The following is a 25,671-nucleotide window of genomic DNA, read 5'->3' on the forward strand; positions in this document are numbered from 1 at the left end:
GCACCTTATTCTTCATGCTCTTGTCCCGGCAGCTTCTCCTGAGGCAGGCCAGACAAGACCTTCTCCTTGTAATCCGTAGGACTATACCCTGTGTATTCCTTGAACACCTTGGAGAAGTAATGCTGATCACTGAAGGATAAGATATCAGCCACTTCTCTGAATTTCATTTCCGGCTTGCTGGCCATGAGCCGGCAAGCCTCTTTGATCTTCAATTCCGTATAATACTGGACGAAGGTGCTCTCGGTATACTTCTTCATGATTCGGCTGATATAGGACGGACTGACATGGAATTTCAACGCTACATCCGTGATGGACAGATAGGAATAGAGATTCATCCTGACGTACTCCTCAATCTGCCGGAACAAATCCTCCGCACTCTTCCGATTCTGCGACTGCACCTGATCGAAGCTTTGCTTGGCCCATTCCTGAAACTCCTGGCAGAACCCGTCATAGCTATCCGCTACGAGCAAGCTAGCGGCAGAAGCCTCCAGGGCTATGCGGAATTGATGATCCTGCTCTACACCCGTCTGAGCGAAGGTGCCCGTAAGCACTCCAATGAATCGTTCCAGTTCGGCGAGCCGGATAGGTTCTCCCCGCCATTTGCCTAGCCATTCATTCAGCTTGAGCAAGAATTGCTCCTTGCGCTTGTTGCGAATTAACTCAACGAATATGGCACCGGTCGCTCGATCCAGCCCAGCAGATTCGGAGTGAATCAGCGGAAGCGATACCTCCGTGTCAACGACGATGGGCTGGTGAATGCGTTGTCCTTCATCCAGAATACCGGATATCCGGTGATAGGCCTCCAGCAAGCCGCCCGGGTCCGCAGGCTGCATCTGTCCGCCCACGGCCACTTGAAGTCCTCGCTCCCCCAAGCTGCGGCGGATTGCTTCCAGACAGCTATAGACGGAAGAATAGGTCTCCAGGGCTGACTTGTGAGCCAGGACAAGATATTCCTTGGACGTCCGGGTAGGGAACACCCAGCAGAGATGGGGAGCTAACGTGTCATTCAACTCCTGCTGGATGAAATCCCGCGTCCAACCTTCTCCCCCTGGCGTGAAGGGCTGCTTCCGGAGCAACAGCACTATTTTCCCATAATGGTGGAACTGGTCACCCAGCCGCAGACTGGCGTAATACTTCGGATCAACGATATCCTTCAGCAATTCCGTGCCGCCCGAGGTCCTCTGCTCCAGACGTTCCATGGCCCGATCCATGACCTCCGACAATTGCTTAATCTCTACTGGCTTGAGTAAATAATCAAATACCTGGAGGTTAAGAGCCTTGCGTGTATATTCAAAATCGTTGTAGCCGCTGATTAACACATATAGCAGATCCGGCCGAATTGGCTTTATTCGTTCAATTAGGGTCAGACCATCCATCTTCGGCATGCGAATATCGGTCAGCACCAAATCCACAGACTGCTGTTGCAGCAGCTCCAAGGCCTCTTCTCCGTTCCCCGCCGTTGCTACTACCTCGATTGGAAGCCCCAGCGAATTCAGCAGCATTTTGATATTTCGCAGAATGGGCTTGCTGTCCTCGACAATCATCACATTGTACATGACTCTCCCCCTCCCTTAATAGAAGTCCTGCGTCAGCGACCCGATAATTTGCACCGTGGCCCCCGTCTCCCCTTCCCCGTGGTTGAAAATATTAAAGAATAACCGGTTCTGATACATCAGCTTCAACCGGTTTACGCTATTGACGATGCCCATATTCCCCAGCTTGGTATGCTCATCGCGGTGTTCCCGGCTCTCTGGTCCGTCTTCTCGCAATTTATCCATGATCTCTTGGATTTTGTCAGGTGGGAAGCCCGCCCCGTTGTCCTTGATCTCCACGGCCCAAAGTCCGTTAAATTGCTTCACCGTAATGTGGATTCGCCATGGTGGATCGCTATGTTCGAAGGCATGTTCAATGCAGTTCTCGACAAAAGGCTGCAGGACCAGCCGGGGCAGTTGAATGCTATGCGCAAGCTCGTCCGCCTCGATCTCCCAGACCAGGTCCTCTTCATATTTCTGTTGCACCAAGGCCAGGTAATGCCGCGTATGCTCCAGTTCATCCGCCAGTGTGACATGAGCATAAGGAGAGGACACAATATAGCGCAGGCTGTCCGACAAATGCTTGCACATATCCGATACCACCTGCGTCTTCCCCTCCTGGGCAGCAATGCTGATCAGATAGAGCACATTATGGATGAAATGCGGAGCAATTTGCGCTTGAAGAGCAGAGTTCCGCGCCTTGACTTCCTCATGCAGCGCTATTTTTTCCCGATCAATCGACTCTTGGAGCCGTTCCATCAGGTCTTCAAAGGCTTCGTTGAGCAAAATTAATTCATTGTTCTGCGCCCGATTCTCCATCTTGATATTCATATTGCTATAGCTGATACGCCAAATCTGGCTGCGCAGCTTGCGAATCGGCAGCAGCAGGTTCCGTGTGGTCAGATAAATGTATACAAACGAGATTAATAGCAAGGAGCTGATCAGCAGCATGGAGATATATTGCACCGAGTTGACGGAGCCAAGCACATCCCGCTTTGGCGTGACCAGATAGGTGGTCCATCCCGTGCTGTCGGACTGGACGTAGGCCACATAGTTATCAAAGCTGTCGGTATACATTCCTTCTGCGAATTCGCCGATACTTAGTTCGGCAGGATCAACATCTTGGTCATGCCCGGCAATGGGATGAGATTCAGCATCCAGCACATAAATCTTGCCCGAACCTCCGCCTCCCGTAATTCTTTGCAGATCTACCTGATTCATGACGATTGACAAATAACCGAACACTTTGCCATTTTGATTACTGATGGGTCTGACAAACGACAGGGTCCCCTCATATTGCACTAGAACAAACCCGTTGCCGTTCCCGCCTGATTGTCTCGCGTCCAAAAAGGGCTGCAACGACGACGAGGGCGTAGGCTCTCCCAGATAAGAAACGATTTGCTGTCCTCGTGGATCATAAATGATCATATCCTTGATGTTCATTCGGGGGCCGATGGCCTGGAACATTAATTCCTTAAGTTTGCGGCTCTGATTCAACCGCTCAATGTTCAGGTCAGATTGATAACCTCGATCCAAAATAGAGAAGATATCCTTACTCGATAGAATGCGCTGGGACAATTGGTTCTGGCTATCAATGAAATCGTCAAGCTGCTGGCTTACCTTGGCCGCCGCCGCGATCTTGTCTTCCACGGTCTGCTCCTTGAGTGGCTTGACTACGACCCAGTTGACGTAGACGACAAAACAGCCAAGTATAAATAACAACAAGGCAACAAAGGTTAAGAATACTTTCGTTTGCAAGCTGAACTGAGCCTTGCCCAAGATGTAGGGTTTCATCGCAGGGTTAAGCGCCTCCTTGCTGTGCCTGAATGCCTCATTTAACTCAGATACAGACTTAATGCTCTAACTGTACCATTTCCGTTTACTGGATGACAACGGTTTCAAGTTCAGAATTTTACACAGAAGAAGTCATGCTCAGACATGTACCTTACGTGTTACCCATTCTATAATCTAGTTGTAAACGGATTCAAAAACCACAAAAAAAGACGGGGGGATTTACCTTGAATCACAAAATCAAGAGAACGGCTACGCTGGTCATTACGGGTCTATTAGCCGTATCGCTGGCCGCCTGCGGAGGCAACTCCAAATCCGGCAACGGTGCAAGCAATGGACAAGACGGGGGCGCCGCCAAAGGAAACAAGGTGACCATCGAGCTAGCCATCTCCAAGAGCTCTCAGGACTCCGCATTCATACAACAAGACATCCTTGACGAGTTCGAACAAAAGTCCAACATCAAGGTTAACCTGCAATTGATTCCAGCCGAGCAAACCACCACGGTACTGCAAACCAAGCTGGCTGTAGAAGAAACGCCTGACCTGATTCAGTACAACCTGGCTAGTGCAACTACCGACCTTAACCTGGAACGGAACTTCGAAATTCTTGACGACCAGGAATGGGTAAGCCGGATTCAGAACAAAGACGTATTGTCGGCCTATGGACATGTGTACAGCTTCCACGTCAGCCAGGATACCGGGATGCAAGGGGTCGTGTACAACAAACAAATTTACGAAGACCTCGGCTTGTCCATCCCGAACAGCTACGAAGAGTTCCTGGAAGTCTGTGAGAAGATTAAAGCCAGTGGCGTTACTCCAGTATTCATGCCTTACAAGGATGCTTGGGCAGCAAATATCTGGCCAGCAGCAGCATTCGCTGACTTCATCACAACCGTTGAACCTACTTACTTCGACGAACTGAACAGCAACAAACGGAAATGGTCCGATATTCCGGAGTTCCAAACCTTCTTGCAACAGCAATACGATGTGTACAAGAAAGGCTATACCAATGCGGACGTGCTGAGCGACAGCTACGATATGGCCGTGGGTAAATTCCTGAACAAAGAAGTAGCCATGATGTTCATGGGTGACTGGTTGATTGAAGGGGTAGCTGAGCAAGACCCATCCATGAAATTGGGCGTGTTCCCGATCCCTGCAGTCGAAAATGCAAGACTTGGCGCAAGCCCACTGGGCGGTCAATTGTTCATTCCGAAGAAAGCCAAGCATCTGGAAGAAGCCAAGCAGTTCCTGAACTTCCTGGCTGAGAAAGAAGTAGCTCAGAAAATCGTAGACTCGAAGGGTTATGTATCGAACCTGAGCGATGTCACTACACCGGAATTGCCAGAACACAAGCAAGAAATCGTAGACAACTACATCACACCTAAGAAAACCGTGCTTACGACGGATGCCTTCATGCTGGTTGACCGTAGTGAACTGTACCGCTTGTTGCAAGACCAATTTGCTGGCGGTTTGACACCTGAAGAAGTATTGAAGAACTGGGATGAGAAGTTTGCTCAATTGATGAAAGATAAAGAAATCGCCGGTTTCTAAAAATCGGAAGGAAACATAGCAGGCAGCATGAGGTGAACAAGCCTTATGCTGCCCCAAGCTATAATGGAGTGTGAGACATGAAAACAAAATCAATCAAAAGCTTGTATTCCTATTACCTCGTGCTGCCGGCCTTGTTGATCTATTCGATCTTCTTCGTTATTCCTGCGTTCGCGGGCTTTTACTATTCCTTCACCGACTGGCGGCTGGATCGGCTGACCATCAATTTTATCGGTTGGGAGAACTTTACGAAGATTTTCAATGACAAGACGCTTACTCTCGCACTGAAGAACACCCTGATCTTTGCTGTGGTAACCGTACTAGGCAAAAATTTGATCGGGATACTGTTGGCCGTCGGATTGAACATGCGCTTGAAGACGAGAAACCTGCTGCGTGCTATTTTCTATTCCCCTTCTATTCTGAGTATTCTGGTGATCGGGATCGTATTCACCCCGATGCTGCGTACTGAAGGTACAGTTAACCGCCTGTTAGAGGCTATTGGGCTGCATGGGCTTAGCCAGGCTTGGCTAACCAATCCAGCGATTGTTATCTGGACGATTGCTATCATCTCGATTTGGCAACATGCGGGCTTCCAAATGGCTATCTATCTGGCTGGACTGCAATCCATCTCCCAGGATTATTACGAAGCCGCCACCATTGATGGGGCTAACTCCTGGAATAAATTCACGAACATCACGTTGCCGCTGCTGTTGCCGGCTATCAATATCAACTTGATGCTTACCTTAATCGGCGGGCTCAAGGTCTTCTCCGAAGTATTCGTATTGACGGGCGGTGGACCCGGAAACGCCTCTCAGGTCGTGGGTACGATTATCCTGCGTTCCTTTGGCGAAGGCAGTTGGGGACTTGGGACTGCGATCAACACGCTCTTGTTCGTAGCCGTGACCATCATCGCTATCCCGCTGCTGATCTTCATGCGGCGTAAGGAGGTCTCTGAATAATGGGATTCACACGCAAACTGGCAATACGCAACTATATCGTGGAGGCCTTGCTGCTGCTGGCTTCACTACTGATTATCTTTCCCATCCTGATCATGATCTTTGGCTCCTTCAAGACCAGTGCCGAGGTGCTCAGCTTCTCCCTTGCGCTTCCGGAGAAATGGATGTTCTCCAACTATGCACGGGTATTTGAAGAAGGGGGCATTCCCCGGGCCTTTATGAACAGCTTAATCATTACCGGAATTTCGTCGGTCATCAACATTATCGCCTCTTCGGCTGCTTCCTTTATTCTGGCTCGCCGGGATACGAAATTTGCCAACACCTTGTACATGTATTTCTTCATGGGCCTGATTGCTCCCATGTCGACGATAACCACGATTCGCATCGTGCAATGGTTGGGCTTCTACGGAAGTATGTCCAGCGTTATTCTGATCTACGCTTCCCTGAACACCGCATTCAGCGTGTTCCTGTATAGCGGATTCATCAAGACGATCCCGAAAGCGCTCGACGAAGTCGCTTTCCTGGAAGGAGCGAACGTGTTCAGTGTATTCTTCCGCATCGTAACACCACTGATTCTACCGGTAAATGCCACGGTAGCCATCATGGTATTTATGTCAGTGTGGAACGACATCACGATTCCTCTGTACTTCCTGACGGATAGCTCCACCTGGACCATGCCGTTATCGATTTATAATTTCTACGGTAAATACAGCCGGGATTGGAACCTGATCTTCGCCAACCTGGTGCTCACCTCGCTGCCGGTATTTATACTGTATCTGTTCGGACAGAAATACATCGTCAGCGGCTTGACCGCCGGTGCGGTGAAGGGATAATCAAGATTAAAAAGAGCGGTCCTATTATCGCAGATATTGCGAAAGTAGAGACCGCTTAATTTTATTTAACCAGGCAATAGGCTTAATAAAAACCCCGTCCAAGGACCATTACTCTGTCCTTTCAGCCAATTTTGTTATCAACTCAATGTCCTCATTTGTTAGTTGATCAAGAAAATGTTTGCGTATCGCCATTGCAACTACTGGGCGGGAAGCATCAAATGCTAATTTTCCAGTATGAGTGATGATGACATTAACTCCATTCCCTGTATCTAAAGACTTCCTCAGAACAAGCCCACGCTTCTCCATCCGCGTTAGATGATGAGATAATCGGCTCTTCGTCCAATCCAACAAGGCGGCTAATTCCTGTTGGCGAAGCTCACCATTACCTGCTTCAACTAACATACCTAACACTCCATAGTCGCCCTCTGATAGTCCTGTGTGTTCAGACATGTCTTTAATTACACGACCAAAAATTTTCTTGAAGGTGCCCTTCCACATATAAAATAGTTGCAATTCTTTTTCATTTAGCTCGTTCTTATCCATAAAAAATTTCCTTTTCATTCAGCTGATTTTAATTCATATGATAATTATATTATAACTCGAGTTGACACGTCAACATGGTGGTGTTATAGTGAGTTTGTCATTGGTTGACGTATCAACTCAAAATAAATATTAGGAGGTTTTTGTAATGCCTACAATTCTGATAACAGGCGGACACAGCGGGATTGGCCTTGAATGCTCCAGACAACTCGCTTCTTTTTATGGACTTAATCTTGTTCTTGGGGGCCGCAGCCTGGAGAGAATGGAACCAGTTGCGCAAGAACTACGTACGAAATACGGTGTCAAAGTGAGTACAATTAAGCTAGATACATCCTCTCTAGCTTCAGTAAGGGCTGCTGCTGCTCAATGCCGCAACATGCTCGACAATGGCGAGATCGATTCCCTACAGGGCATTATCTGCAATGCAGGTGTACGGCTCAATGGTCCTGTCTCTTACACCTCCGACGGCTACGAGGAGGCATTCGCCACCAACTACTTAGGACATTTCCTGCTGGTCGAATTGCTGTTTGACCGCGTATCGGACCAAGGTCGTATTGTTTACACGGCAAGTGGAACGCACGATCCTGACACGGTGGATGGAAGAATGTTGGGTATTGCGGCGGAATATGACGCAATAGGGCTTGCCAATATAGGTAAAGACGGTAAAAAGCCGCCTAACGCCGCTAAGCTATACGCAACATCAAAGCTATGCATGATACTTTACGCTTATGAATTAGATCGCCGGCTAAGAAAATCGGGTAGTACGATAGCTTCGATTGCGTATGATCCCGGGCTTACTTCAGGAACAGGATTCCTTAGAGCCATGCCAAAACCTATGCAGAGGCTCAGCGATAGTTCTTTCATGAATTGGGTTTTAAAGCGTACCGGTGTCACTATGGGAAGCGTAGATTTTTCAGGAAAAGCACTTGCTAAAATTACTGCCGATTCCACTTATGCCAAAGGATCAGGGAAATATTTTCAATCAAATGATGGGAAATTAATCGAAACACGTTCTTCAAAATTATCATACGATGAAAAACGAGCACTAAAATTATGGAACGATACAAAAACGCTTGTCCATTTGAAGCCAAATGAGGAGCCTGCGGAACTGCGTAGAAGATAATAGAAATTTGTACAGATGGGTATTAATGCTCAAGGCTTTGCTGCCGATATTACGAACAAGGAGCAGCTTACCCGAGCTTTTCAAAAAATTAAAGCTACCTTTGAAACGATAGATGTCATGGAATTTAGTCCGTTTAGCGGAAGTGTACCTACGTCATCTGTTTTGGATACCACCGCTGAAAATGCACTTCAAATATTCAATGGGAATTATGCAATTTATATGACAAAACTACGAATCCATTCATATTAAAAGGAGTTGCAGCCGTATGTCTTCGAGCTACGATGTCATTACCCGTGTGCCTACCCATGAGAAGGCCGTAGCCTTCACCTTCGACGATGGTCCGAACCCGCTGTATACCCCGCAGGTGCTGGACATCTTCGCAAAGTGCCAAGGGAAAGCGACCTTCTTCATGATTGGCCAACAGATCGAGCAGAACCCAGACACAGCAGCAGCCGTCCATAACCAGGGCCATGAAATCGGCAATCATACCTACTCTCACCCCAGCTTGCCGGAGATTTCCCCCGAGCAATGCCGCGAGGAGCTTTCGCGGACAGAAGCCCTGATTGCTCAAGTGACCGGAAGCAAGCCTCATGTATTTCGTCCGCCTTATGTGGCTTTCAGTGAACAAGTTGCAGCCATTAGCAGAGGGGAGTTTGGTTATCCAGCTATCGGAGCCGTGAACGGCGCGGCTACCGACTGGGAGATGCCTGGCATACAGCATATCGTTGATAAGACTCGGGATGAAATCCAGCCCGGAAGTATTTTGTTGTTTCACGACGGCTTCGGCGACCGTTCGCAAACGATTGAGGCGGTTCGCATCCTGACGGAAGAATTGACTGCTGAAGGCTATAAGCTTGTTACGGTCAGCGAGTTGTTAAAGTTGGCAGGTATGAATTAGCTTTATACCTAGTGCCTGCAGATCAATACACATGCTGCCCTCGATTTAATATTGCCACCTTATTTAGAAAAATTCCGTTCAAACCAATTCACTGCCGCCTGGACTTCTGTCTCAGTCAGTTGGTGACCGTAAGGTTCCCAGTGTATCTCTACCTGGGCGCCTGCGGCACTTAGCAATTGATCCAATTCCTCAGTCTCTTCAGGAGGACAAATTCGGTCCTGCCGTCCAGCGCCGATAAATACAGGAAGTTCCTTCATTTCGGGCAACTCTATCCCACGGCGCGGTACCTTGGGATGATGCAGGCTGGCTCCTTGCAAAGTGCCGGGATGATGAAATAAGAGACTCGCCGCAATATTTGCCCCGTTGGAGTAACCAATAGCTACGATGTGATTTCGGTCAAAATCATATTGGGCTGCTGCTTCATCCAGAAAATCATGCAACTCCCGGGTACGAAACAGCAAGTCCTCTTCATCGAATGCTCCGTTGGGAAAGCGGCGGAAGAAACGGGGCATCCCGTTCTCCAGTACATTTCCTCTTACGCTGAGAATAGCGGATGAAGGAGCGATTAACTCAGCCAACGGCAGTAAGTCTCGCTCATCTCCGCCTGTTCCGTGAAGCAACAGCAACACCGGTCGATTGGAAGTACCCCCTTCTGCTGACGGCTTAAACAAATGCTGCATCATGACAAATCCTCCTTCAGCACCCGCACTTCAAACGGGTCCAAATTTTGTTCAATGGCTTGCCGATGCGGCTCGTACCATGCGGGCAACATCAACTTCTCGCCCAAGTGCTCGGGTGCTTCGTCATTGGCGAAGCCAGGGGGATTCGTGGCAATCTCAAACAAAATCCCGCCTTCTTCCCGGAAATACAGGGCGTGGAAATATTGCCGGTCCACCACTGGCGTCGGGTGATAGCCATACCCAGCCACATGCTCACGCCAAGCCTCATGCTCGGCAAAATCCTGCGCTCGCCAGGCAATATGATGCACTGTTCCTGCTCCCCCCGCACCGTATTCCATCGGTTTCACATTCACATCGATGACATCCCCAACCTCGCCTCCAGCCTTGAAGCGGGCATAATACTCGTCCTCAGCAAGCTTGTTCAGGCCCAGCACCTTCTCCAGCAAATGTGCAGTCTTCTCCGGCGCAGCGCTATATAGAACAGCTCCTCCGAATCCCTTAATTGCCTTACTCACAGGCACGCCACCAAAGCTCCAGGTGCTGAGAGGTCCGGCATCACGTTCAACTAGTTCAAGTTGCAAGCCATCACGGTCCCGGAAATGCAGATAGGCTTCACCTAGCCGCTCCACTTCCGTTGTCGAGATGCCGAATTGTTGTAAACGGCCACGCCAAAAGTTCATGCTTCCTACAGGAATAGCGTAGGTGGTAATTCCCACCTGACCTGCTCCGACTCGGCCACGGCGTGCTCCCCGTGATGGGAAGAACGTGATGATCGTCCCCGGATTGCCGGACTCGTCGCCAAAGTAGAGATGATATACCTCGGGAGCATCAAAATTTATCGTTTTTTTCACTAATCGTAACCCGAGCACTCCCGCATAAAAATCTACGTTAGCTTGAGGGTCGGAAGCAAACGCCGTAATATGGTGGATACCCGAAGTTGGCTGTATCATCTGTATTCCTCCTTTTCATATAAATCAGAAACGGTTATAGCTGACAAACTCGCCGACTGGCTTCCGGTAACCGCGCTGCCGTGGACTGGAATTGTCCTCCTTGCCAATGGCAATCATCATGGCCGGAACGTAATTATCCGGTACATGCAGCAGTTCGCTCATCGCCTCTGGATCAAAGCCAATCATCGGACAAGTATCCCAGCCCTTGTCCTTGGCAATCAGCATCATTTGCATGGCAGAGAGACTTGCGCTGCGTATGGCTTCATCCCGCATAAATTCCGCTCCCCGGCTCTCGTAGAAGCCGATAGTATCTGTAACCAATGCGTCGTATTCCTGTTTGCTGAGAATGCCCAAATTGAGCAGTCCCTCATTCATCGTAGCCACATCTTTATGCCCATCCAGCTTGCCTAACACCAGAATAACGGCTGATGCGGTGCGAACCTTATATTGCTTGGCTGCCGCCTCATAAATTTGCTCCTTGACCGCAGGGTCTTTGACCACGACATAATGGGTGTGCTGCAAATTGAAGGCGGAGGGAGCAAATTTGGTAAGATTGAAAATTTCGTTCAGTTCCTGATCTTCGATCTCTACGCCGGTTATAAATTTGTTCGCAGAGCGACGGGATTTCACTATAGCGGTAAAGTCATGCTCATTCATGTTCTAATTCCTCCTGGGATATGGTTGCTATATAAGTTAACAAATGATTCAGGCAAAGAAGCAAACGAGAAAATGTTCTTACGATCGCTGTTGCTCATGGATTTCTCTTATTTAATAAATTCTTATGAGGTATAAATCAATTCCCAAAGGCGAACGCTTCGCTTCTTCAGAATCATTTCCCCTCTTGCTTGTTATGCCTACTATTTAGTTCAACTGATATAGTATATTTCTTACAATAGTGCATCAAGGGAATAGCTGCCTGCTCCGGTGAAGGCCAAACCAAGAGATACGGCGATAATGAGTAAATTATATTCATACCCGTTGCCCGTCGACCAGAAGCCGTTCTTGGCATGCACGGTGAAGATTGCTACTAACATGGTCAGCACAAGCAATACGGCACCAAATGGGGTGAACAAACCCGCGGCAATCAGCAATCCACCGCCGAATTCGGACAGTCCGGCCATGACGGCCATAAGCACCCCTGGCTTCATGCCCAGCGATTCCATCCAGCCCCCCGTACCTTTGGGACCGTAACCCCCAAACCATCCAAACAGCTTCTGCGCACCATGCGCCATCATCGTCAATCCTAACACCAAACGAATAATAAGTAATCCGGTATCTAAGCTCATATCAATAAACTCCTCTGTTATATTATAATATAAAGATTCTTAAAATTAAGATATTAGTCATGAAAAAACGGCCGCCCGAACCCATTTCAGCTATGTGAACTTGACCGGGCTATTTATATCCCTCCTGGGCTGACCTACCCAGCTTCTTCAACAGTGTTGCGGTAATCTCCCGCTCCTCGGGGGACAGTCCGCTAACGGCCTGCTCAATCACTTCGGTATGCTGAGGAAATACCTCTTCAATGAATTGCCTGCCCTTCTCCGTAATCTCGGCATAGACCAAACGGCGGTCCTCCGCGCAAGATTGGCGCGTTACAAACTGCTTCTTCTCCAACTTGTCAACGACATACGTAATGTTGCCACTGCTCATCAACACTTTGTTGCCAATTTGCTGAATCGGCTGGCGTCCTCGATGGTAAAGCAACTCCAGCACACCGAATTCGGTTCGGGTTAATCCATACTTGCGAATCGCTTGATCGCTATGGGCATGAACCCACTCGCTGGCTCGGGACAATACAACGAACAGATGAAGTGCATCATTCTTGTCTCGGTCGCGGCTCATCATTTACTCACCTCCGGGGCCATTCACTTATCTCGATTTGTTTTATCTTGATATTAAGATAATATAGAACCAGGCGACTGTCAAGTCGCCATTTAAAATATCTAGTAAAGTTTCAACCGACTGGACAACGCACTTAGTCTATCCGGGTCGATGGGAGACAAACCTTTTCCCCCGAAGCGGATATCTGAACCGAAGTGAACTTCCGTGACCTGTGTATCGGTAATGAAACGGTCCACCGTTTCCAGTGTCAGGCCATAGCCTGCCAGAATAACAAGCGAGCTACCGTGGGCCAGCTCCACCAATTGTCTGATCTCGGAAGTCGCTTGCGGTGCAGGCAAGGGTCCACCTGAGGTGAGCACCCGGGTCACTTGGGGGTATTTTAACAGGGTACGTAAACCTTCCGACAGATCCTGCAACTCGTCAAAGGCACGATGAAAAGTCACATTCATGCCCCCCGCTGCTGCCAATATTCTTGCCAAGGCAACCTCATCGATCTGTCGTTCTTCTGTTAAAGCTCCAAACACAATACCCGCTGCACCTGCATCTTCTACCGCGCGAGCCTCTTCCTCCATGGTCTGGATATCTGCTTCACTGTACACAAAGGAGCGGCTATGCGGCCGCACCATCACATGAACCGGAATTTTTACGGACTTGACAACTTGGCGCACCAAGCCGATGCCAGGCGTCAGACCGCCCTCCGTTATCGCTGTAATCAGTTCCAATCGATCCGCTCCGTGAGCTTCGGCTAAGACCGCATCCTCCGCACAGGTTGCAATGACCTCCAAAATCATACTTTCACACTCCTAGCTGCTAAGCTGCTTGCTCCGTAATTGACCGCAAGCCGCATCGATGTCGGCACCATGCTCCAGCCTCACGCTGACGCTAAGCCCCTGCTTCTTCAGCACATCGTAGAAGGCCAAGACAGAACTATGCTCGCTCCGCTGATATTGTCCATGTTCATCCACCGGATTATAAGGAATCAGGTTAACGTTGACGAAGCGCTCGCCAAGCAGCTCTGCCAGTTCGAGGGCTTGTTCCTTGCCATCATTGACGTCCTTGAGCAAAATGTACTCAATCGTTAACCGGCGCCGGGTCTTATCCAGGTAATAATCAATTGCAGCCATCAGCTTCTCCAGCGGGATAGCCCGATTGATCTTCATGATCCGCGTGCGCAACTCATTGTTGGGAGCATGAAGCGATATGGCCAAATTCACTTGCAGATCGGAATCGGCAAACTCTATAATCTTGTCAGCCAGGCCACTGGTCGATACCGTGATATGACGTGGTCCGATCGCCAGCCCTTTCGGATCTTGAATTACGCGCAGGAAGTCGGTGACATTCTCATAGTTGTCAAAGGGTTCACCGATGCCCATAACGACGATATGAGTGACCCGTTCCTCCTTGCCCTGGCGATCCAAATGCAGTTGCACCTTCATCACCTGCTCCGCGATCTCACCGCTAGTCAGGTCCCGGCTCTTCTTCAACAGCCCGCTGGCGCAGAAGCTACAGCCAATATTGCAACCGACCTGCGTAGTTACGCAAACGGACAGACCAAACTTATGGCGCATCAGCACCGTTTCAATCAGGTTGCCATCCTGTAGCCGGAACAGAAATTTAATTGTCCCGTCCACCGACTCCTGCCGGACGTGCTCCTCCAGCGTTTCGATGGCAAAATGCTCCTCCACCAGCCGGAGACAGTCCGGGTTAACCTCTTCCATCTCCCCGAACGTCGTCAGCCGTTTGCGGTACAGAGCATCCCATAGAAGCTCAGCCCGCCCTTTTCTATGTCCATGATTCAGCAGCCATGTGGCAAGCTGATCCCTTGTTAAACCATAAATCGATTGTTGTGTGTTCATGCAAGTCCTCTTTCTAGCCTATCTTGAATTTATCCTCCCATTATACAGAACCTGATTACCCGATTGCCACAGGTAAAAAAGCGCACTCTTATTCCGTCACATCTTGCCCTTCTTGCAACTGAGCCGGAGGTTGCTCCTGATCGGACGCGCGGTCCCGTTCGTCCAGACGATTGGATACCCGCTGGTACATGTAGGAAATGCCCAATAGCAGCACGCCAAAGCAGAAATAAGCGATAATTTTGCTGCCGAGCGTAAGCAAGGACAGGTCGTACAGCAACATTTTCCCCGTTGAGAATAATGTCAGGCCCAGGCCCATCCAACGAATCTTCACATATCTGCGGCTAAAGCCATACACAATGTAACCTACGGCCAGCAGTAAGTAGACGAGACTGAACGCCAGCCCCACATCTCCGAGCTGGAACTGAACGCCGAGAAAGGCCGTTATCACCGCAAGCAGATACACGCCCAGAATGAGTGGATATAATTCAGTGCTCTGGTAATTACGGTTAAGTGCAGTAAATAATAAGTCGCGGCCGCTAAAGAAGGCGATGATATTGAAGGCAATCAGCACGATCAGAGCGATATATTCTGCTGCGCCATTGTGAACCGATTGCTCAGCCAAAGTAGGCAGGCCCACCGTGATAGCAAAGCTCAATAGCAGGCTTAGACCATGCAAAGACAATGCGTAATATTTGACAAAACGGTCATAGAGCAGCGGGATTTTGGTCAGTCCATACGCCATTCCCATCGTGACCCCGGCAATGAGTAGCATTCTATATAAATCGTAATGACTCGTATAGCCAGGCACAACACGTTCATAGATGTAACCCACTTCATAGAGCAGATACAGCCATAAATTGACCAGCGCTACATATTTGATCGCGCTAAGGCCGCTATGCTCCGAATGCAGATAACGGCTGGCTTCCTCCTCGCCTCGTAAGCGGAAGGCGTAGAACACAGTGAACAATAACACGCCCAGTGAAATATAGCTGTATTGCATGTTGAAATCTGCTGTGCTAATTGCACCAAACAGATGACGAATATAATCTACCCAGAAGAACGCGACTATACATAACAGCAAGATCCCCCAACCGGCGCGTTCCACTGCCTTCTGTCGACTGCGATTCCCAAAGATGGAGAGGGCAAGCGCCTCCAGCAGCCAGCCAAGCGATACCCAGCGGATATCAAGCTGGAATGGAATCATAAGCATGGCAAAGGTTAGCCCGGTGCTATAGAACAAGACCCTAGCCGCCATTTCCCGCGGAAGTCTTGTCTGAGTGAACCGCCCAAGCAAAGTAAAGACAATACAGAAGAGCAAGGCCAGCAGCCCGCGGAATTCGGTCCAATCCGCTTTGGCAATCAAGCCATACAGCGTCCCGCAGCTCACCAGCGTATTCAAGGTCAGCAAGACGAAATCCCACCAGGTCAGCTTGGAGCCGTAACGGAAAGGAACCCAAAGCGTGATGCCGATGTACATCACAAAAGCCAGAACAACATGCAGTATAGCGATGCCGGCCTGATCAGCCAGCCAGGCTAGCGCAATCATGGACGGAGCATGGAACAAGAAGCTGATGTAGCTGACGATGGACCATTTTTGCCGGAACGAGACCAGCAGAATTAGCGCATTCAGCAGCAGTAAGTACCCCATGGCTACATAAACGGCATTTCCCGTCAGCCCAAAGGCGCCCATATACGAGAACAGTGGCAAATATCCACCGATTAACCCGAGCGAGCAAATCGTCCGCGATTGGTATCTCAAGGATAATAACACGGCAAGCGCCGTGATGAGGACGGACGCAACCAAGCCCACGGATAAACTGATAATCTCCAGCAGAAAATAACTGTAAAAGACGGAGCCGTAAAGGACGGACACCCCGCCGCCCAGCAAGCCTAGAGCAAAAGCACCCTTGCCCTTGCGATGCAGCCATTCGCCACCAGCCAGCATAAGCGCACCAAGCAGGAAGAAGACCAGCCCCTTCATATATCCATTGAACCAGGTCAAGTAGGTATAGCGAAATGCCGCGCCCACGCACAGAATGATCAACAAGATACCGATTCGGTTGATCCAGTTCAGACCGATCTTCATCTCCATACGATTCTGCCGCTTGCGACGCTCCATCGTCTCCTCGTCAATACCTTCCTCGGCCAGTTGATCGTATCCGTTCCGGGCGGACTGACGAATGCGCTGTTCTTCCTCCCGCCAATGCTGGCGATGCGCAGCAATTCGCTGGTCCAGCTCTGTGCCGAATTCCTTCAGTCGGGTTTGAATTACGGCCTTGTCAGCCGCAAGCTGTCTCTCCGCTTGGTCATATAGATGATCCAGCCGATCCTTGGCCATGGTCTCAAGGCCTGACAGTCGGTTGCCATACGTGTTCCCTTTACCTGCGAAGTATGTATCAACTTTATGGCGGGACAAAGAGAGCATGCCTAGCTTCTCATCCAGCATTTGCTCGGAGAGAGCCCGGCGAAGCTCCTGATTCTCCCGGTCCAAATGGGATAATTGCTCCTGCAAAGCATCTGCCCTATGGCGATACTCTTCATATTGCCGCCGTAGCTTCTCGTTCTCACGAATATTCTCGTCTGCTTCCACTTCCGAGACCAGCGTTCGGTATTCTTTCAGTATGCGATTTTGTTCATCCTGAAGCTGGATAAGCCTCTCCTTGAACTCCTTCATATCATCCCTCCACTACGGCTTAAATGCTTACTTCCGCATGATGTTATTTTCCATTATAACGGTTTATGTCGGATTTATGTCGGATTTGAATAGAGTTTTGCTTCTGACTTAAAATTTCTGCTTCTTACCGGCGGATTTACACCAGGTTGACAATTGAAGCCACCTCCGTTGAAACGGGGATAACAATAAGACTCTAAAGTGATAGGTATGAGCCCTGCATATACTGATAGAGGTTGTTCAAAAAGTCAACTCTTATATCAAGCTTTGTTAACTCGCACTCATTGTGGTCAACGTGTTTTTATCTAGGGATGGAAGGGCGGGCAACCCAATATGAAGCATCAGGCGCATATTGTCATTCTGACTGCCGGATACGGCAACGGTCATATCCAGGTGGCGCGTACGCTGGAGCAATCTTTATACCGCTTCGGTGCTGCCTCAGTCAGCATCATCGATCTGTATCATGAAGCTCACCCGGGCATGAATACGTTGTCCAGGCACTTGTACTTATATAGTCCATACTTCTCGGCTTACGGATTGGATTATTATGGATGGAGCTACTATGCGACCCGTAATCTGGAGCAGACCAGCGCACTGGCAAAATGGGGCAACCTGCTTGGCATGAAGAAGCTGATCACCATTCTTAAGGAGCAGCAGCCGGATGCCATTATCAGCACCTTTCCCTTCGGAGGAATCTCGGCTCAGTTGAAGAAGCACGGTATTCATGTGCCGCTATTCACGGTCGTGACCGATTTCAGCCTGCACAACCGTTGGCTCTTCACGGAAGCGGACCGCTTCTATGTGGCCACCGAGGACTTGAAGCGTGATATGGTGCGGCGCGGCGTACGTCCGGAAGCTATAACCGTCAGCGGCATTCCAGTCCGGGAGCCGTTCTATGAGCGAATGACGGCGCAGCCGCTTCATGGGACAAAGCCAATCGAGCAGGCACAGGCCCGCTCCGTGCTGGTCATGATGGGAGCCCACATTCCGTTGCCGGATATCCAGCTCATAATCCGCAATCTTCTGGCAATGCCAGAGGTCCGGGTCGATGTGATCTGCGGCGGCAATGACAAGCTGAGACGACGACTGGAGCGCCGCTTCAGGGACCATAATCAACTGCATCTGTTCGGTTATGTGGAGGCTGTTCATGACCGCATGCGGCAAGCTTCCTGCGTCATCACCAAGGCCGGGGGCATCACACTCTCCGAGGCGATTCAAATCGGCACGCCAATCATCGTCTATAAGCCCTTCTCCGGGCAGGAGCGGGAGAACGCGCGCTACCTGGAGCGCAAGGGCGCGGCCGTCATTGCTTCCTCCACACGCCGTCTAGGTGAGCAGGTACAGGAGATTCTCAGCTCGACTGTGAAGAGAGAGCAAATGCTGCGGCAATATCATGCTCTTGCGGCTGGTCATGCCACCGACATCATTGTAAATGACGTCCTGCGGCTGGCAGGTCAATGGACCATTCTTGCTGGAAGCCGCTAAGCAGCCATATAACATGGCTAAGGCTTGGTGAACAAATAGAGGCTATTTCGCCTCCCCCTAATCTCAAGCATGGGAGTGACGTGGTACACATGAGACATCGTTATTATGTCAGGCTGCGTGAGTATGATGATCGGCTGTTCTGCTGGTGTAACCAGTCCATCAGCCACCCTTTGCTGGATCGCCTGTTGAAAGCACTGACCCATTTGGGCAGCGCGGCGTTCACGGTCCCCTTTGCCATCTCGGTGATTCTGTTCACCAACGGAATCTGGCAGCGGGCGGGTTGGCTCAGCTTATCAGCTCTGATCATCAGTCATTTGCTGGCTGTACTCATCAAGAGAAGATTCCAGCGTGTACGCCCTTATGATGTACTGGCACAGGCGAAGATGTCCATCCTCCCGCTAAAAGATTACTCCTTCCCTTCCGGGCATACCACCGCCGCCTTCTCCACATTCATTCCCTTTCTCTTCGCGGCGCCTTCGCTTGCTCAAGTTCTGCTGCCGCTCGCTTGCATGGTCGGTCTGTCACGGATTTATCTGGGTGTTCATTATCCCTCCGACGTGTTGGCCGGGGCCCTAGTCGGGACCGTGACTGCACTCGCACTTGTGCTTGGTGCAGGAATAGCCTAAACACAGCAATTCGCCACAGTAGCGAGTGGAATAACTCCAAACTCAAACAACGGTAAGTAACGAACGCTAACACAAAATGACCCGTCTGTGGCTGCTACGGGGCAGTAAGACGGGTCATTTCCTTGAATTTACTATATCAGTTGAACTAAAGAAAAGGCATAACAAGCAAGCGAGAAAAATGATTCTGAAGAAGCGGAGCGTTCGCCTTTGGGAATGGATTTCTACCTTATAAGAATTTATTGAATAAAAGAAATCCATGAGCAACAGCGATCGTAAGAACATTTTCTCGTCTGCTTCTTTGCGTTAAACATAAGTTCAACTTATATAGCACTAATCTATTGCTGCTTCTTACGCCTGAATCTTGAATTTGCTAAGTGCCTGCTGCAATTCGGTAGATACTTGCGATAACGAAACACACGAGGCATTGATCTCAGCGATTGAGGCTAGCTGATTGGATGAGGCACCGGTCACCTCTTGTGAGGCATCCCCCGCAGTACGGGCAATATCCGCGATCACCTGCACGGACGCCGTCACTTCCTGAATGCCCGCAGACATTTGCTCAACCGTCGCTGCAAGTTGTTCAATTCGATCCGCAATCTGTCCGCTTGAAGCAGCAATCCCCACGAAGCTTCGGTCCGTCTCCCTTGTCAGGGACAATCCGGCTTCGACCTCCCGCATCACTTCGTCCATAGCAGCCAGCGATTCCTTAATGTCCGAATCAATCTCACTCATCACCTCGGCAATGCGGCCGGACGAAGCTTCCGACTGCTCGGCCAGCTTGCGCACCTCCGAGGCTACCACCGCAAACCCCCGGCCTTCTTCACCAGCACGAGCCGCTTCAATGGAAGCATTCAGCGCCAGCAGATTCGTCTGGCGAGAGATTCCCTGAATGATGCCGACCATCTGAGCGATCTCCTGGGATTTATCGTTCAAGAGACGAACCAGCGAGCCGCTGGCCTGCACCGAGCGGTCAATGGAATCCATCTGCTCCACAGTACGGCGGACCTGATCCCCGCCACCTTCGGCATGCTGTCTGGATTGCCCAGCCAGTTCGGCAGCATCGGCCGCATGCTCGGCAATTTGCTGAATGCCAACTGCAATCTCCTCCATGGCCCGAGCATTCTCGGCCATGCTTTGCGTCTGGTCCTCGGCCCCGGCGGCCACCTGCTCGATGGAGGCAGCAATTCGTGCCGAATCCTCTGTAGCCTGTTCTGCCACCTGCTGCAATTGCCGGGCTTCCTCCGCCATTTTGACGGAGGTAAGCTGGCCTTGCCGCACAAGCTGCTGCAAATTGGCTCCCATTTGATTATACCCAGCGCTTAGCCGTCCGATCTCGTCCTGGGCCGGATCATCCACTACCGTGGTGAAATCGCCAGCCCCGGCTTTACCCATAGCTTCCGTAACGCGGCCCAGCCGCTTGCCAATTCGCCGCATATAAGCGAGCACGATGGCTACAGACAACGCCACCGCAATCAGACCTACCACGGTGTTGTAGCGAGTAAACGCCGCTTGAATGATCTCGATCTGCTCCTGCGAGGCTCCTACATAGAGAATGCCAATCACCTCGCCATTATCGGCCTTAAGCGGTTCATAAGCCGCTTGATACGGACGGCCCAGTACCTCAGCTTCGCCGTAGTAGCTGTTGCCTTGCTTCAACACAACCTCACCGACCTGATCGGACACCTTCGTTCCGACCACCCGCTCGCCTTCTGCCAATATATTGGTGGATACCCGGGTATCTCCCCGGAATATAGTGACCGTATCCTCGGTCAATTCCCCAATCTCGTCCACCAGCTCAAAGTTGCCGCTAATTTCGACATCGCCTTTATAGAGGGTTTCCCCCTCTACATGCCAGCTTCCCGGGTATTTACTATCGACATAACGGCTAGCCAGCCGGACATCACTTTTGGCCTTGGCGGTGGCGAACGTTTTAATCCCGCTCTCCATCTGCCACATCGCCACCAATCCCACGCTACCGGCGACCAGCAGTACAATAATAATTACGATAAGACTTATTTTAGTTCCGATGCTTCGTATTTGCACATTGGTTGCCCCCTAACTAGTATGTTCCCATCATAAAGCCAAGCCTTGCAGATTTGTAGCAAAAGAAAGCCCAGCGCCCCCAATATTTAGGGCCCCGGGCCGACTTTATTTAACCATAGGTCTTTTTTTCTTCAATATCAATCTGCGTAGCCTGCAAGGCCCTTCTCCGTCAGATAATCCATCTCCAAATCAAGAATGGTCTCAACCGTCAGCTCATCCAGCTTGACGTCACGGCGACTAAGCACATAGTCCACCAGCTCATCCCCATCGATGTCCACGTCGCCCTTGGCCTTCTTGTGCGCCTGGTCGATAAAGTCCGTCTCATATTTCAACACAAGCCGGATGTTGTCCACACTGGTCTTGACGCGGTCGGCAATATATTGAACCAATTCTTGCTCATTAATGGTATCGCTCATCTAAATTCCTCCTCTCTCGTCAGGTTCTATCCGATAGAAATATATTTTCGTACGGTATAGGTCACTGCAGGTGATCTCATGTGCGGCCCGCCAGCCCGGTAGTGCAAAGCAAATGCTTACCACCCATGCTCCAGCCGCCAGTCTTGATCTTAGAATCGGGTCCAGCCGCTTCATCGCGCCGGGGTACAAATAACAAAACACCGCTGCTGCTTCCTCATAGCTGTATTCATAAATATCTCCACGAAGCAGCCGTATATTTCGAACAGCGCTCAAACGGACCGCCAGCCGGGAAAAGAGCCAAGGCAGGATGGAGTTCTCAATGCCGATAATCTGCCGCTGCGGGAAGGAACGAGCAAGGTCTACCGCCAATGAACCCCAGCCCGCTCCTGCTTCGACAATCGTTCCATACCCCGGAGGAGCATCAAGCTCCTTCGAGCATCCGTCTGCTTCATTTGAAACAGGCGTCCGCAGCAACTTGCGGAGTTCCCTCACGGCTGCACGCCGTACCACCACTGGGCTAGGCATGGGTGAAATGCCGTTACGCCAGCTCCGGTACACAATGGATAGAGCCGCCAGCAAGGCAACTCCCAAAATAACGGCCGACACTACCGGGCTGATCGATCCACTCAGATTCATTTACAGCGCGCTCCCTCTTTCTGATCCTGCTGTGCCTATCTTACCAGATCACGCCCACGCCTTGCACCGTGACCTGCCAATTTTGATCGCATCTGGCCGCAATCGTTCCAGTTCGGACGACATAATCGGCTACTAATTCCGCCATATCCTGCTGAATCTCCCGAATGATTGGCTTACCCCGGTACATTTCATAGTCCCCTCCGCCGCCTGCCCGGTAGTTGTTCATGACGACATCCACTTCTGCCTCATCCGCCAGCGGGATACCATGGTAGTTCAGCTTGACCACCCGCTCACCGGCAGGGCGATCCACCGCAAGCTCGTATTCGATGCCCTCCCACATATCATAGTTGTAATGCTGAGGCTTCGGCTCCATATACTGCGGATTGACCGCTACCTGCCCCGATTCGCCAACTACGAAATAGTTAGCCGTTTGTTCTAACGCTGCCCGGATATCCCTTCCCGTTAAACGAAGGACCGTTAGTGTGTTCGGGTACATAAAATTCGTCAACACATCTCGCATGGTGACACTGCCCTGGAAGCCGCCCGATTGCTCGCTCAGCAGCGCAGCATTGGATATATCTACTCCGGCCGCCTCCATCTGTACCCGGTTCACAAATTCCATGAACGGATGATCTGCCAAACGGCATAGAACAGGACTGGAAATGCTCATGTCCCCATCTATACGGCCGATAGACTGGTCCAACCAGATCTGCGTCCCTGTCTCCATCGGAGCAATCCATTCAAGCACTTGCTCATCAGCGGGAACATCGACACCTGGAATGAGAAGCTCCGCTGTCTTGCCCGTGATAATCCATTTGTCTTGACGTCGCTGGAATTGGACCACAAGCTTACCCAGAGCTTGTCCATTACAGCCTGGCTGCACGACCGTCACCCCATCCACCTCACCTGCAATTAATCGATGCTGGTGACCGGTGATCAGGACATCGATTCCTGGCACCTCTCGGCAAATAGCTGACCCCTGGTTCTCCCCGGTCAAGCGTTCGCTAGGCTCCCCGGTATCCAGATCACATTCGAACCCGCCATGATAGCTGACAATTAGCAGATCCGGCTGTTCCTCTTCGCGAATGCGGGGGACCCAGACCTTCACGGTCTCCAGCGCATCCCGAAAGGCCCAGTCGGCGATATGCCGAGGATTCTCCCAGTTCGGAATGTAATGGGTAGTCACGCCCAAGATGGCAACTCGAATGCCTTCACCTGTCGTCTTCATGATATAAGGCTTGCCAAAAGCCGGCTCCCCGCTGCCCGCTTCAACAATGCCCGCCGATAACCACGGGAACGTGGACTGCTCCACCGCCTGACGGAGCACCTCCGGACCATAGTTAAACTCGTGATTGCCTGGCACGGCCGCATCGTAGCCAAGCCTATTCATCACTTCAATGGCCGGATGCATCTCTTCCTTCCGGTACTTGACGAAGTAGGAGCATAACGGCGTTCCCTGAAGCGAATCCCCGTTGTCCAACAGTAATCCTCCGGGATGGCGCAAGCGCTCGCGGCGAATAAGGGTTGCTAGCTTGGCCAGCCCCCGTTGCTGCTCGTCTGAAGTCCGATAGTCGGTCGGGTAGATGGAGCCGTGAATATCACTGGTTACTAGAATTTGATAGTTTAACTCTTCCGAACCCGCTTCATTGGTTATTGCATCGCTAGAATGATTCATCGTTTTATTTCCTGTCATAGCCTAGCCCACCTTTATATCTGGGATATATGTACTATCCCATTCTATCAAGACTAGTTCATATTTATGTAAAAATGACTATAATTTCAAATTTAACAAAAGCCTGTGTTATTTCTGACGGAGTGATAACAAAAGTCTTTTATAGTATTCACATAATCTACATATAAGAGCGCGTTCAAACAATCGGGTTTGCAGGACCGAGAAGGTTGGAAAAGCCGATTTTTGAACTACCTCTATAACCAAAAAAGTGGAGGTCATCCGAATTGAAGAAAATTACGAAGTTAATTTTACCCTTGTTTCTGACTTTTTCCTTTGTGCTGGGGGCTTGTGGTAATAATGCTCCGGCCAACAGTGGTGGGAATGCATCCACCGGAAGCGGACAAACAAACTCCGCAGCAGCCAATACAAACACGGGAGCAGCAGAACAGCCAGCCGATCCTGGCTATGTTCCAGAAACCCTGACCGTTCAGTTCGTTCCTTCGCAAAATGCCGACACGCTGGAAGCCAAGGCTAAGCCACTGGAAAAGTTGCTGACCGACCGTCTGGGCGTTCCTGTAAAGGTCAGCGTATCGACCGATTATAACACGATTATCGAAGCTATGGCCTCCAAGCAAGTAGACGTTGGCTTCTTGCCTCCTACCGCTTACGTGCTGGCCAAGGAGAAGGGCGCTGCCGAGGTTATTTTGCAGGCTCAGCGATATGGCGTTCAGGATGATACCGGCGCTCCTACGGATGAACTGGTGGATTTCTACAAGTCGATGATCATTGTCAAGAAAGATTCCGAGATTCAATCTATTGAAGATATGAAGGGCAAAAAAATCGCCTACCAAAACGTAACTTCTTCTGCCGGTTATGTATGGCCCGCCGGCGCGCTACTCGCTGCCGGACTGGACCCGCTGTCCGATGTCCAAGCCATTACGGTTAAGGGGCATGACCAAGGGGTCATTGCCGTGTTGAACGGTGATGTTGATGCCGCCGCGATCTTCCAGGATGCACGCAACACGGTGAAGGCGGACTATCCGTCGGTATTTGAAGACACTCGCGTCCTGACGTATACCGAACCTATTCCGAACGACACCATTTCCGTACGCTCCGACATGAGTGCCGAATGGGTGCAAAAGTTGAAGGATGCCTTCATTGATATCGGCAAGGATGAGGAAGGTCATCAAATTATCTCCGATATCTACACTCACGAAGGATATGTAGAGTCCAGCGACAGCGTATTCGATACGGTTCGTGAGTTTAACGAAAAAGTAAGAACCGAGTAGTTCTAGGGGGCCTGTCTCCCGCAATCATTTCATCCTCGTTAATTCCTTAGCTTATGCCGCAAAGACCATCAGAGAGCGGCGAATACATGATGCCGGCCAGTCGGAGTGCCCCCGCGCTCGCGGCTGGCTGTGCGTTCTTGTCAGATTATTTTCTAATAATGAAAGTTCAAAAAGTTGGGTTTACAGGACCAAGAAGGTTGGATGAAGCTGGGACTGAGTAGCGGAGCGTAGACAGATCTACGTGAGCAACGGAAGGCTCGGCTGAATTCAAGATTCGATGTC

The 25,671-nt window shown here is 50.4% G+C and carries 24 protein-coding genes; 9 read left to right on the forward strand and 15 right to left on the reverse strand.

All coding sequences use genetic code 11. The features are described from left to right. Positions 1 to 5: 5 nt before the first annotated feature. Both BN3279_RS08310 and BN3279_RS08315 read right to left on the reverse strand, forming a co-directional pair. Positions 6 to 1,556, reverse strand: coding sequence for a response regulator (locus BN3279_RS08310; protein WP_059050155.1), 1,551 nt, complete (start codon positions 1,554 to 1,556; stop codon positions 6 to 8). A gap of 15 nt (positions 1,557 to 1,571) precedes the next feature. Further along, entirely contained in the window at positions 1,572 to 3,326 is a 1,755-nt protein-coding gene (locus tag BN3279_RS08315) for a cache domain-containing sensor histidine kinase (protein ID WP_059050156.1), read from the reverse strand. A 224-nt stretch (positions 3,327 to 3,550) separates the two neighbouring features. Here BN3279_RS08315 and BN3279_RS08320 point away from each other — a divergent pair, with 224 nt between their 5' ends. The 3 genes from BN3279_RS08320 (at position 3,551) to BN3279_RS08330 (ending at position 6,659) form a co-directional block, all read left to right on the forward strand. Beyond that, positions 3,551 to 4,873, forward strand: coding sequence for an ABC transporter substrate-binding protein (locus tag BN3279_RS08320; RefSeq protein ID WP_059050157.1), 1,323 nt, complete (start codon positions 3,551 to 3,553; stop codon positions 4,871 to 4,873). Positions 4,874 to 4,950: 77 nt separating this feature from the next. Continuing rightward, positions 4,951 to 5,829, forward strand: a complete 879-nt coding sequence (locus tag BN3279_RS08325; protein WP_059050158.1) for a carbohydrate ABC transporter permease — start codon at positions 4,951 to 4,953, stop codon at positions 5,827 to 5,829. Further along, entirely contained in the window at positions 5,829 to 6,659 is an 831-nt protein-coding gene (locus BN3279_RS08330; protein ID WP_059050159.1) for a carbohydrate ABC transporter permease, read from the forward strand. Before BN3279_RS08325 ends, BN3279_RS08330 begins: the two co-directional genes overlap by 1 nt. A gap of 108 nt (positions 6,660 to 6,767) precedes the next feature. Here the strand turns inward: BN3279_RS08330 and BN3279_RS08335 are convergent, their stop codons facing one another. Then, positions 6,768 to 7,202, reverse strand: coding sequence for a MarR family winged helix-turn-helix transcriptional regulator (locus BN3279_RS08335; protein WP_059050160.1), 435 nt, complete (start codon positions 7,200 to 7,202; stop codon positions 6,768 to 6,770). A gap of 145 nt (positions 7,203 to 7,347) precedes the next feature. Here BN3279_RS08335 and BN3279_RS08340 point away from each other — a divergent pair, with 145 nt between their 5' ends. Genes BN3279_RS08340 through BN3279_RS08350 form a run of 3 tightly spaced genes read left to right on the forward strand, consistent with a single transcriptional unit; the run spans position 7,348 to position 9,220 of the window. Next, positions 7,348 to 8,322: an SDR family NAD(P)-dependent oxidoreductase gene (locus tag BN3279_RS08340; protein ID WP_059050161.1), complete on the forward strand. Its 975-nt coding sequence runs from the start codon at positions 7,348 to 7,350 to the stop codon at positions 8,320 to 8,322. Positions 8,323 to 8,337: 15 nt separating this feature from the next. After that, entirely contained in the window at positions 8,338 to 8,571 is a 234-nt protein-coding gene (locus tag BN3279_RS08345) for an SDR family oxidoreductase (RefSeq protein ID WP_059050162.1), read from the forward strand. Between the two features lie 16 nt (positions 8,572 to 8,587). Continuing rightward, entirely contained in the window at positions 8,588 to 9,220 is a 633-nt protein-coding gene (locus tag BN3279_RS08350; protein ID WP_059050163.1) for a polysaccharide deacetylase family protein, read from the forward strand. Between the two features lie 59 nt (positions 9,221 to 9,279). Here the strand turns inward: BN3279_RS08350 and BN3279_RS08355 are convergent, their stop codons facing one another. From BN3279_RS08355 to BN3279_RS08390, 8 genes are all read right to left on the reverse strand, one after another. Next, positions 9,280 to 9,900, reverse strand: coding sequence for an alpha/beta hydrolase (locus BN3279_RS08355; RefSeq protein ID WP_059050496.1), 621 nt, complete (start codon positions 9,898 to 9,900; stop codon positions 9,280 to 9,282). Next, positions 9,900 to 10,850 carry a ring-cleaving dioxygenase gene (locus BN3279_RS08360; RefSeq protein WP_059050164.1) on the reverse strand — a complete coding sequence of 317 codons (951 nt, stop codon included), beginning with the start codon at positions 10,848 to 10,850 and terminating at the stop codon, positions 9,900 to 9,902. The genes BN3279_RS08355 and BN3279_RS08360 overlap by 1 nt, the downstream gene beginning before the upstream one ends. A 24-nt stretch (positions 10,851 to 10,874) precedes the next feature. Beyond that, positions 10,875 to 11,507 carry a nitroreductase family protein gene (locus tag BN3279_RS08365; protein WP_059050165.1) on the reverse strand — a complete coding sequence of 211 codons (633 nt, stop codon included), beginning with the start codon at positions 11,505 to 11,507 and terminating at the stop codon, positions 10,875 to 10,877. 230 nt (positions 11,508 to 11,737) lie between these two features. Continuing rightward, positions 11,738 to 12,136 (reverse strand): DoxX family protein, encoded by a 399-nt coding sequence (locus BN3279_RS08370; RefSeq protein WP_059050166.1) that lies wholly within the window; start codon positions 12,134 to 12,136, stop codon positions 11,738 to 11,740. Positions 12,137 to 12,245: 109 nt separating this feature from the next. Next, positions 12,246 to 12,695 carry a MarR family winged helix-turn-helix transcriptional regulator gene (locus BN3279_RS08375; protein ID WP_059050497.1) on the reverse strand — a complete coding sequence of 150 codons (450 nt, stop codon included), beginning with the start codon at positions 12,693 to 12,695 and terminating at the stop codon, positions 12,246 to 12,248. A 101-nt stretch (positions 12,696 to 12,796) separates the two neighbouring features. After that, positions 12,797 to 13,486, reverse strand: coding sequence for a copper homeostasis protein CutC (locus tag BN3279_RS08380; RefSeq protein ID WP_059050167.1), 690 nt, complete (start codon positions 13,484 to 13,486; stop codon positions 12,797 to 12,799). Between the two features lie 12 nt (positions 13,487 to 13,498). Further along, entirely contained in the window at positions 13,499 to 14,551 is a 1,053-nt protein-coding gene (gene rlmN / locus BN3279_RS08385; protein ID WP_059050168.1) for a dual-specificity RNA methyltransferase RlmN, read from the reverse strand. An 88-nt stretch (positions 14,552 to 14,639) separates the two neighbouring features. Continuing rightward, on the reverse strand, positions 14,640 to 17,225 hold the full coding sequence (locus tag BN3279_RS08390; RefSeq protein ID WP_059050169.1) for a DUF2339 domain-containing protein: 2,586 nt from the start codon (positions 17,223 to 17,225) through the stop codon (positions 14,640 to 14,642). A 330-nt stretch (positions 17,226 to 17,555) separates the two neighbouring features. Between BN3279_RS08390 and BN3279_RS08395 the strand changes: the two genes are divergently transcribed. After that, positions 17,556 to 18,707 (forward strand): MGDG synthase family glycosyltransferase, encoded by a 1,152-nt coding sequence (locus tag BN3279_RS08395; protein ID WP_059050170.1) that lies wholly within the window; start codon positions 17,556 to 17,558, stop codon positions 18,705 to 18,707. Between the two features lie 89 nt (positions 18,708 to 18,796). Then, positions 18,797 to 19,333, forward strand: coding sequence for a phosphatase PAP2 family protein (locus tag BN3279_RS08400; RefSeq protein ID WP_059050171.1), 537 nt, complete (start codon positions 18,797 to 18,799; stop codon positions 19,331 to 19,333). A 348-nt stretch (positions 19,334 to 19,681) separates the two neighbouring features. On the opposite strand, the gene BN3279_RS08405 is transcribed toward BN3279_RS08400, so the two are convergent. The 4 genes from BN3279_RS08405 to BN3279_RS08420 form a co-directional block, all read right to left on the reverse strand. After that, positions 19,682 to 21,376, reverse strand: a complete 1,695-nt coding sequence (locus BN3279_RS08405) for a methyl-accepting chemotaxis protein (protein ID WP_059050172.1) — start codon at positions 21,374 to 21,376, stop codon at positions 19,682 to 19,684. 137 nt (positions 21,377 to 21,513) lie between these two features. After that, positions 21,514 to 21,792 (reverse strand): hypothetical protein, encoded by a 279-nt coding sequence (locus BN3279_RS08410; RefSeq protein ID WP_059050173.1) that lies wholly within the window; start codon positions 21,790 to 21,792, stop codon positions 21,514 to 21,516. Beyond that, entirely contained in the window at positions 21,793 to 22,428 is a 636-nt protein-coding gene (locus BN3279_RS08415) for a class I SAM-dependent methyltransferase (protein ID WP_059050174.1), read from the reverse strand. Between the two features lie 40 nt (positions 22,429 to 22,468). After that, positions 22,469 to 24,121, reverse strand: coding sequence for a bifunctional metallophosphatase/5'-nucleotidase (locus BN3279_RS08420; RefSeq protein ID WP_082672985.1), 1,653 nt, complete (start codon positions 24,119 to 24,121; stop codon positions 22,469 to 22,471). Between the two features lie 263 nt (positions 24,122 to 24,384). On the opposite strand from BN3279_RS08420, the gene BN3279_RS08425 reads away from it, so the two are divergent. Further along, positions 24,385 to 25,389, forward strand: a complete 1,005-nt coding sequence (locus BN3279_RS08425; RefSeq protein WP_059050175.1) for a phosphate/phosphite/phosphonate ABC transporter substrate-binding protein — start codon at positions 24,385 to 24,387, stop codon at positions 25,387 to 25,389. Positions 25,390 to 25,671 lie beyond the last annotated feature (282 nt).

The organism is Paenibacillus senegalimassiliensis (assembly GCF_001486585.1).
Lineage (GTDB): Bacteria > Bacillota > Bacilli > Paenibacillales > Paenibacillaceae > Fontibacillus > Fontibacillus senegalimassiliensis.

Coding starts and splice junctions, on each gene's coding strand:
- BN3279_RS08310 (WP_059050155.1), bottom strand. CDS start 1,556: ATGTACAATGTGATGATTGTCGAGGACAGCAAGCCCATTCTGCGAAAT.
- BN3279_RS08315 (WP_059050156.1), bottom strand. CDS start 3,326: ATGAAACCCTACATCTTGGGCAAGGCTCAGTTCAGCTTGCAAACGAAA.
- BN3279_RS08325 (WP_059050158.1), top strand. CDS start 4,951: ATGAAAACAAAATCAATCAAAAGCTTGTATTCCTATTACCTCGTGCTG.
- BN3279_RS08330 (WP_059050159.1), top strand. CDS start 5,829: ATGGGATTCACACGCAAACTGGCAATACGCAACTATATCGTGGAGGCC.
- BN3279_RS08335 (WP_059050160.1), bottom strand. CDS start 7,202: ATGGATAAGAACGAGCTAAATGAAAAAGAATTGCAACTATTTTATATG.
- BN3279_RS08340 (WP_059050161.1), top strand. CDS start 7,348: ATGCCTACAATTCTGATAACAGGCGGACACAGCGGGATTGGCCTTGAA.
- BN3279_RS08345 (WP_059050162.1), top strand. CDS start 8,338: ATGGGTATTAATGCTCAAGGCTTTGCTGCCGATATTACGAACAAGGAG.
- BN3279_RS08350 (WP_059050163.1), top strand. CDS start 8,588: ATGTCTTCGAGCTACGATGTCATTACCCGTGTGCCTACCCATGAGAAG.
- BN3279_RS08355 (WP_059050496.1), bottom strand. CDS start 9,900: ATGCAGCATTTGTTTAAGCCGTCAGCAGAAGGGGGTACTTCCAATCGA.
- BN3279_RS08360 (WP_059050164.1), bottom strand. CDS start 10,850: ATGATACAGCCAACTTCGGGTATCCACCATATTACGGCGTTTGCTTCC.
- BN3279_RS08365 (WP_059050165.1), bottom strand. CDS start 11,507: ATGAATGAGCATGACTTTACCGCTATAGTGAAATCCCGTCGCTCTGCG.
- BN3279_RS08370 (WP_059050166.1), bottom strand. CDS start 12,136: ATGAGCTTAGATACCGGATTACTTATTATTCGTTTGGTGTTAGGATTG.
- BN3279_RS08375 (WP_059050497.1), bottom strand. CDS start 12,695: ATGAGCCGCGACCGAGACAAGAATGATGCACTTCATCTGTTCGTTGTA.
- BN3279_RS08380 (WP_059050167.1), bottom strand. CDS start 13,486: ATGATTTTGGAGGTCATTGCAACCTGTGCGGAGGATGCGGTCTTAGCC.
- rlmN (WP_059050168.1), bottom strand. CDS start 14,551: ATGAACACACAACAATCGATTTATGGTTTAACAAGGGATCAGCTTGCC.
- BN3279_RS08390 (WP_059050169.1), bottom strand. CDS start 17,225: ATGAAGGAGTTCAAGGAGAGGCTTATCCAGCTTCAGGATGAACAAAAT.
- BN3279_RS08395 (WP_059050170.1), top strand. CDS start 17,556: ATGAAGCATCAGGCGCATATTGTCATTCTGACTGCCGGATACGGCAAC.
- BN3279_RS08400 (WP_059050171.1), top strand. CDS start 18,797: ATGAGACATCGTTATTATGTCAGGCTGCGTGAGTATGATGATCGGCTG.
- BN3279_RS08410 (WP_059050173.1), bottom strand. CDS start 21,792: ATGAGCGATACCATTAATGAGCAAGAATTGGTTCAATATATTGCCGAC.
- BN3279_RS08415 (WP_059050174.1), bottom strand. CDS start 22,428: ATGAATCTGAGTGGATCGATCAGCCCGGTAGTGTCGGCCGTTATTTTG.
- BN3279_RS08420 (WP_082672985.1), bottom strand. CDS start 24,121: ATGACAGGAAATAAAACGATGAATCATTCTAGCGATGCAATAACCAAT.